Source organism: Klebsiella sp. 141161 (genome assembly GCF_050600815.1).
Lineage (GTDB): Bacteria > Pseudomonadota > Gammaproteobacteria > Enterobacterales > Enterobacteriaceae > Klebsiella > Klebsiella aerogenes.
In genome coordinates this window covers 198,579-211,853 of record NZ_JAQIRN010000008.1, presented here as the reverse complement: position 1 = coordinate 211,853, position 13,275 = coordinate 198,579, and the positions used below count along the sequence as shown (strand labels likewise).

At 53.9% G+C, this 13,275-nt stretch carries 11 protein-coding genes and 1 tRNA gene; 8 read left to right on the top strand and 4 right to left on the bottom strand.

Annotated elements, in window-relative coordinates:
- Positions 1 to 181 precede the first annotated feature (181 nt).
- The 4 genes from PGR79_RS20190 to PGR79_RS20175 all read right to left on the bottom strand — a co-directional run bounded on the left by PGR79_RS20190 (position 182) and on the right by PGR79_RS20175 (position 4,260).
- On the bottom strand, positions 182 to 1,075 hold the full coding sequence (locus tag PGR79_RS20190; protein ID WP_430922384.1) for a restriction endonuclease: 894 nt from the start codon (positions 1,073 to 1,075) through the stop codon (positions 182 to 184).
- 481 nt (positions 1,076 to 1,556) lie between these two features.
- On the bottom strand, positions 1,557 to 2,489 hold the full coding sequence (locus PGR79_RS20185) for a COG2958 family protein (RefSeq protein ID WP_430922382.1): 933 nt from the start codon (positions 2,487 to 2,489) through the stop codon (positions 1,557 to 1,559).
- Between the two features lie 228 nt (positions 2,490 to 2,717).
- A complete protein-coding gene (locus PGR79_RS20180) occupies positions 2,718 to 3,977 on the bottom strand; it encodes a tyrosine-type recombinase/integrase (protein WP_430922380.1) in 1,260 nt (419 codons plus the stop codon).
- Between the two features lie 198 nt (positions 3,978 to 4,175).
- A tRNA-Leu gene (locus PGR79_RS20175) sits at positions 4,176 to 4,260 on the bottom strand.
- Positions 4,261 to 4,834: 574 nt separating this feature from the next.
- Between PGR79_RS20175 and PGR79_RS20170 the strand changes: the two genes are divergently transcribed.
- From PGR79_RS20170 to PGR79_RS20135, 8 genes are all read left to right on the top strand, one after another.
- Positions 4,835 to 5,473 carry a carbonic anhydrase gene (locus tag PGR79_RS20170; protein ID WP_430922378.1) on the top strand — a complete coding sequence of 213 codons (639 nt, stop codon included), beginning with the start codon at positions 4,835 to 4,837 and terminating at the stop codon, positions 5,471 to 5,473.
- Positions 5,470 to 6,939, top strand: coding sequence for a SulP family inorganic anion transporter (locus PGR79_RS20165; RefSeq protein WP_430922376.1), 1,470 nt, complete (start codon positions 5,470 to 5,472; stop codon positions 6,937 to 6,939). The genes PGR79_RS20170 and PGR79_RS20165 overlap by 4 nt, the downstream gene beginning before the upstream one ends.
- Before the next feature lie 113 nt (positions 6,940 to 7,052).
- On the top strand, positions 7,053 to 8,072 hold the full coding sequence (gene ahr, locus PGR79_RS20160) for an NADPH-dependent aldehyde reductase Ahr (RefSeq protein WP_032709732.1): 1,020 nt from the start codon (positions 7,053 to 7,055) through the stop codon (positions 8,070 to 8,072).
- 142 nt (positions 8,073 to 8,214) lie between these two features.
- The gene (locus tag PGR79_RS20155) at positions 8,215 to 9,087 is read left to right on the top strand and encodes a carbohydrate ABC transporter permease (protein ID WP_113374809.1); all 873 of its coding nucleotides are present in this window, start codon (positions 8,215 to 8,217) and stop codon (positions 9,085 to 9,087) included.
- Positions 9,077 to 9,964 carry a carbohydrate ABC transporter permease gene (locus tag PGR79_RS20150; protein ID WP_046654732.1) on the top strand — a complete coding sequence of 296 codons (888 nt, stop codon included), beginning with the start codon at positions 9,077 to 9,079 and terminating at the stop codon, positions 9,962 to 9,964. The genes PGR79_RS20155 and PGR79_RS20150 overlap by 11 nt, the downstream gene beginning before the upstream one ends.
- Positions 9,965 to 9,974: 10 nt before the next feature.
- The gene (locus tag PGR79_RS20145; RefSeq protein WP_430922374.1) at positions 9,975 to 10,799 is read left to right on the top strand and encodes a phosphodiesterase; all 825 of its coding nucleotides are present in this window, start codon (positions 9,975 to 9,977) and stop codon (positions 10,797 to 10,799) included.
- Between the two features lie 5 nt (positions 10,800 to 10,804).
- Positions 10,805 to 11,878 (top strand): ABC transporter ATP-binding protein, encoded by a 1,074-nt coding sequence (locus PGR79_RS20140; protein ID WP_430922372.1) that lies wholly within the window; start codon positions 10,805 to 10,807, stop codon positions 11,876 to 11,878.
- Positions 11,871 to 13,181 (top strand): ABC transporter substrate-binding protein, encoded by a 1,311-nt coding sequence (locus tag PGR79_RS20135; RefSeq protein ID WP_430922370.1) that lies wholly within the window; start codon positions 11,871 to 11,873, stop codon positions 13,179 to 13,181. Before PGR79_RS20140 ends, PGR79_RS20135 begins: the two co-directional genes overlap by 8 nt.
- Positions 13,182 to 13,275 lie beyond the last annotated feature (94 nt).

Genomic DNA, 13,275 nt, shown 5'->3' with positions numbered 1-13,275 from the left:
AAGCCTATTAATTTATGGCTGGTTTTTAGATTATCCGGAGGCAGCAATGTCTGCTTCTGGCACACAGCGGACCGTTTGCTTTACATCGAAATCTTAATCTTTTTTTCAGCAAATGGCCCTCCACTTTACCTTCTACGCCAGCACATCAGGTTGAACGGTTCCCGTGATCACGACTCCGCAATTACCTTTTTTTATTTTTTAAAATTTTGTCGGCCAATTCTTCACCAATTTTACCTTTCATTGCTTTTAATATTTTTAAAAGAGTAAGCTCATTCTTGTAACGCGACTTCCTTTTAACGTAAAACTCTTGATATTCCTCAGTTGATATTTCTGATAGTAGGTATCTTTTCATTAATTCAGTTGGTTCAATTAATAAACCTTTGGCTTGTTCTTCATTTAAAGCAGGAAGCATTAAGAAGAATAAAGGTTTTAACTGCTCTGTTATTGCGACCAAACGCTTCAAATAATGTTGTGGAACACCTCTTATTGCAAAATGCAGTGACTGCTCAGATTCATTTAGAAAGTCAATTGCTTCACGCTTTGAAAAGAATAAGGGTATTACATCTCTTCCGTTGTGTTTTTGTGTAAACTTGTAGTATGAACCTGATACATTATCTTCCTCTCTTTCCATCAAAATCCAAAAAGGCTCACCGATCCAGTCTTTTGTAGGTAAAATTGAATTTATCAAGTAATCGGCAACCAATATGTTAAATTTTGGTAAATCTTCAGTTGTCAGTAAAGTAATGCCATGTTTTTCTGCGTATTCTTTTGCGCCACTTTGGTAACCAGACTTACTGACTATAACCCCGATAATATTCCCAATATCTGTAATTTTGTTGCAAAATGGCATAATAGTATCGCGATCAAGTGGGCGATTGTGATATTTACACTCTATCGCTACACGATGTATAAAGCCTGCATGTTCAAATTGGTAAAATACATCAATTTGATATTCACCTTTTAATCCCTTAAGGACAACGTTACGACTAACTTCCACTCCATTATCTCGTGGGTTAAGCAAAGTCGAGTAGACATATTGGGTATAAGTTTCTAAATCATTCCAAGTTTTAAGCATTGTCATTGTTCCCTAATAAAATCATTAGAATAGAGTGCCTAATGTGCTCGCTGTTCTAATTATCAAAACCATACTACCATGCTTCCATCGAGGAATCTTAAGCTACCTAGGAGATATATCTTACATAGACGAAAATAGCTTTTGCTTCTCATTTTTTCAACCCTCATTTACTACATTGGTTGCACCTATACTGACTTCGACCGCCTCAAGCTCTTTTCGTTAACAGAGTCCGCTTCTGGCACAGAGCTTCTTGTCAGATTAGGTTTTGATCTGTGCCATAGCTGTGTCAGGTAAAATCTTAGCCAATACAATTTAGATCTACATTGAAGTGGTTTACTGAATTTTCTCACTTTTATTATATTCACTACTCCATCGATTTGCAGACAGAGTTTTTAAATATCACTAATTCTAAATAGCTCACTGTTCATTAATCTATATTTTTAATCTACTCTAATATTTTATTAAGTAGCATTAGAGTAGATTATTTATTCCAGAGAGCTTTGTGTATTTTTCCTGTCTGGTGATAATCGGAAACCAGATCGATAAACTCTTTAAAATCCTTGTTTTCTACCACCAAGCGGTTGACGGATTGCCAATCAATACTTGTTCGCTCTCGTGCAGGAATCAGCGTTTGGCTATTACCGGGATCTTGCGGATTAAGAAGGATCACGCCAATACCATGCAATGCACACAACATCTGCAGCTCTCTTTCTACACCACGCTGCTTATCTTCATTTATTTCGGTCGCGACAAGATAACCAAAATGGGCCCAGCTTGAATTGCTCACTGCCTGGAAGAAACATTCTCGAACATTGCTACGGTTAAGCTGACGTTTTACCTCAAAAGACCACAGACGGGTTAAACGCCCTTCGCTATACCGTACGCAGTTTTGCACAACGCTATCCCAACCTTTATCGAGAGGCTGCAAAGCAACAATATCCGGATAAAGCCAATGGTTTGCCCCAAGACCTTTGTTGTTGCTTGAACGCTTTTCATCGATACGACGGCAAAGCAATTCTTCTTCTTCAGAAAGGTACTCAATCAAAAGCGGGTAAAGAGCATGCTCAGAAAAAGCTACCGTCTCAGCAGACGGAGTCGGAGCAATATCAAAAGATGACTTTTGTTGCACGCCATTATCGATTTCCTTACCCCAGTAATAAAGTCTGGGCCGAGGTTTGTCACGCGTCATAACCTGAGGACACATCGCTTTTGCCTGAACGGTTCTGCTCCCACCGACTTCAGCAGCTATTTGACTCAAGAAATCTTCATCACTGGCGAATCGAGGATTTTGACGCTTTACAGCAAGCTCTGCGCCATAGTGATCAATGATTTTTTGGGCAAGCTGACGGGCTGTAAATTGCTCATCAGGATTAGCCTGAAGAACATTAATAATCATCTGTGGGCGACTAGTCATGGCTCCTGCCTTTAATGTAACAGTAAGAACGTTTCCATCTGAATGAATGGCTAAATCTCAGATGCTGCTTTCTGATGAAACAGTGTAAAACTACCTATCACTTGAACCAAGCTTACAATATGAGTTTTTGGCATTGAACAACAGATTTCATTACAAAAACAAACACCGCATCAGAAGCCATGTTAAAGAAAAAAAAGTATGTCAGACACATACCTTAAATATATCTAATCATTCCATGCTTAATTTGGCAAAATCAAACGGACTCACCGCCTTCTCACGATTCGCATCAAGAAAATCAGCCCACCACTGCAGCATCAGTCTGCGCTCATCCAGATGCTCGGCCTTATGAATATAAGCCGCACGCACAGAGTTACGCTCCATATGGCTCATCTGCCGTTCAACCGCATCCCTCGACCACAATCCCGATTCTATCAACGAGCTACATGCCATCGTCCTGAAACCATGCCCACAAACCTCAACCTTCGTATCGTAGCCCATCACACGCAAGGCCTTGTTAACCGTGTTCTCACTCATCGGCTTACGCGGATCGTGATCGCCCACGAAAATCAGCTCTCGGTTTCCATTCATGCTTTTGATCTTTTCCAAAATAGCTAAGGCCTGACGCGACAAGGGAACAAGATGAGGAGTCCTCATCTTCGAACCACGTTGAGAATGCTTAACACCTTCCAGCGGTTCACGCTCACCAGGAATCGTCCACATAGCCGTTTCAAAATCCACTTCTGACCAGCGAGCAAAACGCAGTTCACTCGAACGAATGAAGACCAACAAAGTGAGTTCAACAGCTAATCGAGTTAAGGTTCTGCCAGAATAGTGATCAATGCGGTGAAGCAATTCAGGAATGCGATTAAGTTCGAGAGCAGCACGATGCTGTCTTTTCGCCGTAGCAACCGCACCGGCAATCTCTTGCGCAGGGTTGTAGTCGATTAAGCCGCTCTGAACGGCAAACCGCATAATCGCGGTAGTACGCTGTTGTAAACGGGCTGCGACTTCAAGCCGTCCTGATAACTCAACTGCTTTGATAGGTACGAGCAGATCTCGCGTCTTCAATTCAGCAATGTTCCGCTTACCAATAGCAGCAAAGAGATTATCTTCCAGGCTTTTCAATACACGAGCACTATGCGATGCCGACCACTTCTGATTACTGGCATGCCAGTCTCTTGCAACCACTTCAAACGTTATAGCCTCTTGCTCCTGCTCTACCTTAACGGCTTTCTTGTTCTCACCGGGATCGACGTCATTAGCTAATAGCTTACGGGCCTCATCCCTGCGTGCCCGGGCATCCGCCAGCGAAACCTCAGGGTATTTACCAAGCGCCAGCATCTTCTCTTTACCACCAAAGCGATAACGAAGCCGCCAGTATTTGGAACCGTTAGGGTGAACCAGCAAAACCATGCCTTCACCATCAGTAAGCTTATAGGCTTTTGCTTCAGGCTTAGCCGAACGAACCTTCACATCACTCAGAGCCATGATGAGTATCCTTTCAAGGGTTCTGTGTGGGTACAAACATTATCGAACCGCGATATACCCGCAGTTGTACCCGCATCAGTAAGTTGATATAGATTGAATCAGGTTGACTTAGGTTGAGTGCAAAAGCGAGGAAAGCCTTGCGGATACTGGATTTCAGGCACAAAAAAAGACGTCCGTTGACGTCTATTGATGTTCCGATGGTGCCGAAGGCCGGACTCGAACCGGCACGTATTTCTACGGTTGATTTTGAATCAACTGCGTCTACCGATTTCGCCACTTCGGCACTGAAGGGATACGGAAAACGTTTTGGATTATACCTGCCGCTGGCCGCCATGCAAGCAACAGCGTGCATCAGTCGTGCTAAGTGTTGAAAAAAACAGCGTAATCCTACAAACGAGCGGTGTGGCGTCACATTTTTTACCCATCAATGCGCAGCAAACCAGCTTCCTGACCTTAACTTCCCTGCCCCTACGACCAACACATCACCAATTCCGCGCCAATTTTTTCTCAAATCCATCTCACATTACACTCTCATCGCGCCAACGTTTTATCGCCGCCAACCATAAGCATTTACGCTTCCTCAAACACTCAATATAAGATTCCAGAATAATTAATGTAGTTGATTTATATATTCCAGAAAAAACTACCCCATCGCTTTTTCTTATTACCGCAATCCTTAAGGATTTATTAATTACGTCAATATTTTTATAACTTTACATTAATGAAAAGTTTTGTTTTCGCTCTTTATTCCAGGAATTTCCTCAGGCGTGAAAGTTCCGGTAAATACTATTTTTACTAGTCGCTGTACGAGTCTCGATGGACATCTTCACTCGGTGAATTTACTCAGGAGAAAGACTGTGACTACCTTAAAACCTTTACTGGCGCGTAACCGCAGCTGGGCGCTGCAGAAGTGCCAGCATGACCCGGAATATTTTGAAAAACTGGTAGCCGGGCAGCGGCCACACTCGCTGTGGATTGGCTGCTCCGATAGCCGCGTTCCCGCCGAAGTGCTCACCGGCAGCCATCCCGGCGAACTCTTCGTCCACCGCAATATCGCTAACATGATTGACCCCGCCGACGACAACTTTATGAGCGTATTGCAATATGCCCTCCACTACCTTGAGGTCGAACGGGTGGTGCTCTGCGGCCACTACGGCTGCGGCGGCGTGCAGGCGGCGCTCTCGTTGCCGGAGATGCCGCTGGCCCACGAGTCCTCGGCGCTGGCCCGCCGCATCGGCTCGCTGCGCGATACCCTGCAGAGTGATATCGCTGCTCTGACGCACACTGACACTGACGCCGACGCGACCGCGGCGCTCAATGCCCTGGTGGAGGCCAACGTTCGCGCCCAGTTCAGCCGCCTGCTTGACTGTGACCCCGTGCAGACGCTGCTCGCCAGCGGACGGCCGCTCAGCCTGCACGGCTGCGTCTACGATCTGGCATCCGGCCATCTGACCACTCTCGTCGAACACCTCTCACCTCAGGAGCATGCCCCATGAATACTCTTCGTCAGGACTCTCTCGCAGGCATTGTCGTCTTCCTTGTCGCCCTGCCGCTGTGCCTCGGCATCGCCCAGGCCAGCGGCTTACCGCCCTTTGTCGGTCTGCTAACCGGTATCATCGGCGGCCTGGTCGTCACCGCCCTCAGCCCCTCCCGCTTCGCCGTCAGCGGCCCCGCCGCCGGACTGGTCACCATCGTCGTCGCCGCCATTGAATCCCTGGGTTCCTTCTCCGTCTTCTTGACGGCGCTGGTGCTGGCCGGCGTCCTGCAGCTGCTGTTCGGCATTCTGCGGGCCGGGCGTTTTATCTCGCTGGTTCCCGCCAGCGTCATCAAAGGTATGCTGGCGGCGATCGGCATCCTGCTGATTATGCAGCAGATCCCCGTCGCGCTTGGCAGCGCAGAAGAGACCGGGCTCGCCGATATCGTGCAGGGTAACGCCACCTTCTCCCTCAGTGCTATCGCCGTCGCCCTGGGCGGCCTGCTGGTGCTATGGCTGTGGGGTTCGCCGCCTATCCGCCGGGTGAAGAGCCTGCGCTGGATCCCCGGCCCGCTGATCGCTGTCCTACTCGGTTGTGCCACCACCGTATTAATGACCCAGGCCGCGCCGCAGCAGCTTGCCGCTCTGCCGCGCATTACCCTGCCGGAGTTCGGTAGCCTCGGCGATCTGCTGGGCGAGCTGGAATCTCCTGCGTGGAGCGCGTGGCGTAATCCGTCGGTGTGGGTAGTGGCGTTGACCCTCGCGCTGGTCGCCAGCCTTGAAACCTTGCTCAGCCAGGAGGCGCTGAAAAAACTGCGTCCGCAAAATCCGCCGCCTTCGCCGAACCGCGAAATGGTCGCCCAGGGCGTCGGCAACCTGCTCTCCGGCATACTCGGGGCGATGCCGATCACCGCAGTCATCGTCCGCAGCTCGGTCAACGTCAGCAACGGCGCACAGAGCAAACTGTCGATCTTTATCCACGGCGTGCTGCTACTGATCTGCGGACTGTGGTTTAGCGGCCTGCTGACGTTAATCCCGCTTGCCAGCCTCGCCGCCGTGCTGTTGTATACCGGCTATAAGTTGGCGACGCCGCGGCTGTTCATTGAACAGTTCCGCCAGGGCGCCGCACAGTACGTCCCCTTCCTTGCCACCATTGGTGGGATTATCGGCTTCGGCATGCTGGCGGGGATCGGGATTGGTCTCGCCACCCAGGTGGCGTTCAGCATCTGGCGTAGCCATCGCCATTCACTACAGCTGGCGCGCTACGACGACCACTACGTGCTGCGCATCCAGCAGAACCTGACCTTTTTACACAATCCACATCTGCTGGCGCTGCTGGCGAAAATTCCGGAAAAGAGCGTGGTGATCGTCGAGCACGATAACGTCGGCTATCTTGACCCGGATGTGCAGGCGGTGCTGGATGATTTTGCCGAGAGCGCGCCGCAGCGCGGCATCCGCCTCAATCAGTGGCCGCTTGCCAGCCGCTGACCGTCTCCCGGGCGGCTGGTCCGCCCGCTTATCCACCCCTCCTAATGCCAAGCGACGCCTGTTGCCATGCTCTACACTTTCTTCGTTACTACGCCAACCCCAAGGAAACAAACATGAGCATCATTAAAAGTTACGCCGCCAAAGAAGCGGGCGCCGATCTGTCGCTGTGGGAGTACGATGCCGGCGAACTGCTGCCGGAAGATGTCGAAGTCGAAGTGGAGTACTGCGGGATTTGCCATTCGGACCTGTCGATGATCGACAACGAATGGGGCATGTCGAGCTACCCGCTGGTCGCCGGTCACGAGGTGATTGGCCGGGTGGCGGCGCTGGGCAGCGCGGCGCAGGATAAAGGGCTGAAGATTGGTCAGAAGGTCGGGATCGGCTGGACAGCGCGCAGCTGCGGCCACTGCGACGCCTGTATCAGCGGCAATCAGATCAACTGCCTGGAAGGCTCGGTACCGACCATTATGAACCGCGGCGGCTTCGCCGATAAGCTGCGCGCCGACTGGCAATGGGTGATCCCGCTGCCGGAGAGCATCGATCTGGCTTCCGCCGGCCCGATGCTGTGCGGCGGCATCACCGTCTTCAAACCGCTGCTGACCCACCACGTGACCGCCACCAGCCGCGTCGGCGTGATTGGTATCGGCGGCCTCGGCCATATCGCCATTAAACTGCTGCGGGCGATGGGGGCGGAAGTGACCGCTTTCAGTTCCAACCCGGCTAAAGAGCAGGAAGTGCTGGCAATGGGGGCCGACCGCGTAGTGAACAGCCGCGATCCGCAGGCGCTAACCGCGCTGGCCGGTCAGTTCGATCTGATCATCAACACCGTGGCGGTGGATCTCGACTGGCAGCCGTACTTCCAGGCGCTGGCCTACGGCGGCAACTTCCACACCGTCGGCGCGGTGATGAAACCTTTCCCGGTTCCGGCCTTTACTCTGATCGGCGGCGACCGCAGCATCTCCGGCTCGGCGACCGGTAATCCGTCCGAACTGCGCAAGCTGATGAAATTCGCCGGGCGTAGCAAAGTGGCGCCAACCACCGAACTGTTCCCGATGTCGCAAATTAACGAAGCCCTGAAGCACGTGCGCGAAGGCAAAGCCCGCTATCGCGCGGTATTAAAAGCCGACTTCTGATTGGTATTTATCGCCGGGCGTCCCGTTCGCCCGGCGCTTTTCTCCTTGCTTCATCAAACCGTCATCTCCCCGCCATTCCTCTGTAGTCATCGCTTCCCACAATCCGGGCTTCCATAAACGCCTGAACGAGACGCCCGTCACCATGAATAAGCGCTGGCTCCCTTGGCTGATACTGTCGCCTTCTCTATTGTTTTTACTGCTGTTTACCTGGTTTCCGCTTGGCCGTTCGGTCTATGACAGCCTGTTTGATACCCGCATGGCCAGCGATGGCGCGCAGTACGTCGGACTGGATAACTTCACCCGCCTGTTTGCCGACGGCGTGTTCTGGCAATCGCTGGTCAATAACCTGCTCTATATCCTGCTGACGGTGGTACCTGGCGTGACGCTTGCTCTGCTGCTGGCGGTGGCGCTGAGCGAGAATCACCGCGTCAACCGCTGGCTGCGCACCGCCTTTTTCTTCCCGATGATTATCCCGATGGTTAGCGCCGCCGCGCTGTGGCTGTTTATCTTTATGCCCGGCCTCGGCCTGCTCGATCACTATCTGGCGAAGCTATTTGGCCCGCTGAACAACAACTGGCTGGGGCGCAGCAACAGCGCGCTGCTGGCGCTGGCGCTGATTGGCGTATGGAAGTTCGCCGGTTATTACATGCTGTTTTTCCTCGCCGGATTGCAGAGCATTCCGGCCTCGACGCGGGAAGCGGCGCTGATGGAAGGGGCCACCCGCACCCAGGTATTTTTTAAAGTGACGCTGCCGCTGCTGCGCCCGACGCTGAGCTTTGTAATCACCACCGCGCTGATTTACTCCATTACCCAGATTGATCACGTCGCGGTGATGACGCGCGGCGGGCCGGATAACGCCACGACCGTGCTGCTCTATTACATCCAGAATCTCGCGTGGGATACCCACGACCTCGGCAAAGCCTCCGCCGCCACCTTCCTGACGCTGGCCGGGCTGTTTGCCTTCTCGCTGATTAACCTGAAATTGCTGGAAAAAGGAGCCCACTATGAGCGCTGAAATCTCACCGCTGATGGTCCGCTCGCCCGCCGCTGCGCGTCCGCTGTGGTTGCGCCTGCGTCGCTCGCAGCCCTTTACCCTGACGGTCATCATGTGCTGCCTGGCGCTGCTATGGGTGAGCCCGTTTATCTGGATGCTGGCGACCTCGTTCAGCGCCACCACCTTCGGCGAAGATATGGCCTCATTGCTGCCGCGCCTGCCGCTGACTCTCGATAACTTCCGCGACGCCTGGGACAGCGCCGACTGGCTGAGCCTGTACGCCAACACCCTTATTTTTACCTTCGGCACTTTCTTCGTGCAGCTACTCACCATCACCACCGCCGGCTACGTCTTCGCCTGCCACGAATTTCGCGGTAAGAAAACGCTATTTCTGCTGTTTCTCGTCCAGCTGATGATCATGCCGGTGGTGATGATGGTGCCGAACATGCTGACCCTGAAAACCTTCGGCCTGCTCAACACCCTGACCGGCGTGATGATGCCCTACTTCACCTCAGCGTTCGGCGTGTTTCTGATGCGCCAGGCGTTCCTCGCCATCCCGAAAGAGCTGGAAGAGGCAGCGCTGATGGAGGGCTGCCGCTGGTGGCAGGTGCTATTCCGCGTACTGCTGCCGATGTCCTGGCCGTCGGTGCTGGCCTTCGCCACCGTCAGCATTACCTACCACTGGAACGAGTACCTGTGGCCGCTGATGATGCTTAACGATCCTGATAAGCAGGTGCTGACGGTCGGGCTGGTCTCTTTCGCCATGGGCGCTGAATCCGGCGGCCAGTGGGGCACCATCGGCGCCGGGACGCTGATGGTCTGCCTGCCGCTGATGCTGGCGTTCATCCTTTTCCAGAAACAGTTCCTGCGAAGCTTCGGCTTCTCCGGGATCAAATAAGGAGTTATTCATGCTGTTAGCGCACATTTCCGATACCCATTTCCGCAGCCGCGGCGAAAAGCTGTACGGTTTTATCGACGTCAACGCCGCCAACGCTGATGTGGTTTCTCAACTTAACGCGCTGCGCGAACGCCCGGATGCGGTGGTGGTGAGCGGCGATATCGTCAACTGCGGCCGTCCGGAGGAGTATCAGGTCGCCCGCCAGATCCTCGGCAGCCTGAACTATCCGCTGTATCTCATCCCCGGCAACCACGATGATAAAGCGCTGTTTCTGGAGTACCTGCAGCCGCTGTGCCCGCAGCTCGGCAACGATGCCAATAATATGCGCTATGCGGCTGACGGCTTCGCTACCCGCCTGCTGTTTATCGATTCCAGCCGCGCCGGCACTTCAAAAGGCTGGCTGACCGACGAGACCATTAGCTGGCTGGAAGCGCAGCTGTTCGACGGCGGCGACAAACCGGCAACGATATTTATGCACCACCCGCCGCTGCCGCTGGGCAACGCGCAGATGGACCCGATTGCCTGCGAAAACGGCCACCGTCTGCTGGCGCTAGTGGAGCGTTTCCCGTCGCTGACGCGCATCTTCTGCGGCCATAACCATAGCCTGACCATGACCCAGTATCGCCAGGCGCTGATCTCCACCCTCCCCGGCACCGTCCATCAGGTACCGTACTGCCACGAAGACACTCGTCCGTATTACGATCTCTCGCCGGCTTCGTGCCTGATGCACCGCCAGGTCGGCGAGCAGTGGGTAAGCTACCAGCACTCGCTGGCCCACTACGCCGGGCCGTGGCTGTACGACGAAAACATCAGTTGTCCAACGGAAGAGCGCTAACCGCCATGCTCAGTCTGCAAAACATCAGTAAACATTTCGACGGTAAACCGGCGCTCAGCGCGCTGTCGCTTGATATCCACGAAGGCGAATTTGTGGTGCTGGTCGGCCCCTCCGGCTGCGGTAAAAGCACCCTACTGCGCCTGCTTGCCGGGCTGGATCAGGTCAGCGAAGGCGAAATCTGGTTGCATGATGAGAACATCACCGACACCACGCCGCGCGAGCGCAATTTTGCGATGATCTTCCAGAACTATGCTCTGTTTCCACATCTTTCGGTGCGCGACAACATCACCTTCGGCATGAAGGTACGCAAGGAAGAGAAAAGCGGCTGGCAGCCGCGGGTAGATAAAGTCACGCAGATGCTGCAGCTGGAGGCGCTGCTCGATCGCAAACCGGCGAAGCTCTCCGGCGGCCAACGGCAGCGGGTAGCGATGGCGCGGGCGATCGTACGTAATCCGCGGCTGTTCTTAATGGATGAACCGCTTTCCAACCTCGACGCCCGCCTGCGCAGCGAAGTCCGCGACAGCATTATGGACCTCCACCAGCAGTTAAAAACCAGTACCGTCTACGTCACCCACGATCAAACCGAGGCGATGTCGATGGCCGACCGCATCGTGGTGATGAACGGCGGCCACGTGCAGCAGGTGGGGCGGCCAGAGCATCTGTATGCCAACCCGGCCAATCTGTTCGTGGCTGGATTTATCGGTTCGCCGGCAATGAATCTGCTATCGCTCCCCTGCGTTGACGGTAACGTTCAGCTTGGCGAACTACGCCATCCGCTACCGTCGAGCCACCGCAGCCAGACCCGCGTCTGGCTTGGCATTCGCCCGGAACATATTACCGACCGCGTGGAGCAAGGCCATCTGCGCCTGCCGGGCACCGTCCTGCAACGAGAACTGATGGGAGCCGATTATCTGCTCCACGTCAGCACCCCGATCGGCACCCTGCGCTTCAGCCGTCGCCACCGCGGCGCAGTGCCGGAAAAAGGCGAATCGCTGATCCTCGGCTTCTCGCCTGCCGATGTGCATCTTTTTCATGCTGAGACCCAGCATAATTTACTGATGGAGTGTAATCATGTTTAAACCCCTCACCGCCCTGACGGTTGGGCTCAGCCTCGCTCTGAGCGGCGCGGCGCTGGCGAAAGAGAAAATAGACTTTATGTTTCCGGCCCCGGTAGACGGCAAGCTGACGATGGAGATGACCCGCGTTATTAAAGCGTTCAACGACTCGCAGCAGGATGTCGAAGTACGCGGCATCTTCACCGGCAACTATGACACCACCAAGATCAAAGCCGAATCCGCACAGAAGGCCGGACAACCGCCGGCGCTGGTGATCATGTCCGCTAATTTCACCACCGATCTGGCGCTGAAGGGTGAGATCCTGCCGATGGACGAACTGTTTAAATATGGCGATCAAAAGGCCGGCGATTTTCTGCAAAAGGAATTTTGGCCCGCGATGCATAAGAACGCCCAGGTGATGGGCACCACCTATGCGATCCCGTTCCATAACTCGACGCCGATCCTCTACTACAACAAGACGCTGTTCGATCGGGCTGGGATCGCCCAGCCGCCGCAGACCTGGGCCGAGCTGCTGGCCGATGCCAAAAAGCTGACCGATGAGAGCAAAGGCCAGTGGGGGATCATGCTGCCGTCGACCAACGACGACTACGGCGGCTGGATCTTCTCGGCGCTTGTGCGGGCCAACGGCGGTAAATATTTCAATGAAGACTATCCGGGTGAGGTTTATTACAACTCGCCGACCGCTATCGGCGCTCTGCGCTTCTGGCAGGATCTGATCTACAAAGACAAAGTGATGCCTTCCGGGGTACTGAATTCGAAGCAGATCAGCGCCGCATTCTTCTCCGGCAAGCTCGGAATGGCGACGCTCAGCACCGGCGCACTGGGCTTTATGCGCGAGAACAGTAAAGATTTTGAACTCGGTGTCGCCATGCTACCAGCCAAAGAGCAGCGCGCGGTGCCGATCGGCGGAGCCAGCCTTGTGAGCTTTAAAGGCATCAACGACGCGCAGAAGAAAGCGGCCTACCAGTTCCTGACTTATCTGGTGAGCCCGCAGGTGAACGGCGCGTGGAGCCGCTTTACCGGCTACTTCTCGCCGCGCAAGGCTTCTTACGATACGCCGGAGATGAAAGCATATCTGCAGCAGGATCCACGGGCGGCGATCGCCCTTGAACAGCTGAAGTACGCGCATCCGTGGTACTCCACCTGGGAAACCGTCGCCGTGCGTAAGGCGATGGAGAACCAGCTGGCGGCGGTGGTCAACGATGCCAAAGTAACGCCGGAAGCTGCGGTACAGACGGCACAGAAGGAAGCTGACGCGCTAATGAAACCTTATGTTGATAAGACCGCGCTGGGAGAAGTGAAGTAGCACAGGTCTGTAGCGGGGCGCCCGGCTTGCGGCGTAAACGCCCAAGCCGGGTGACCAACCGCCCCCAGCGCAGAATGCGCCGGAGAGTTTTTGC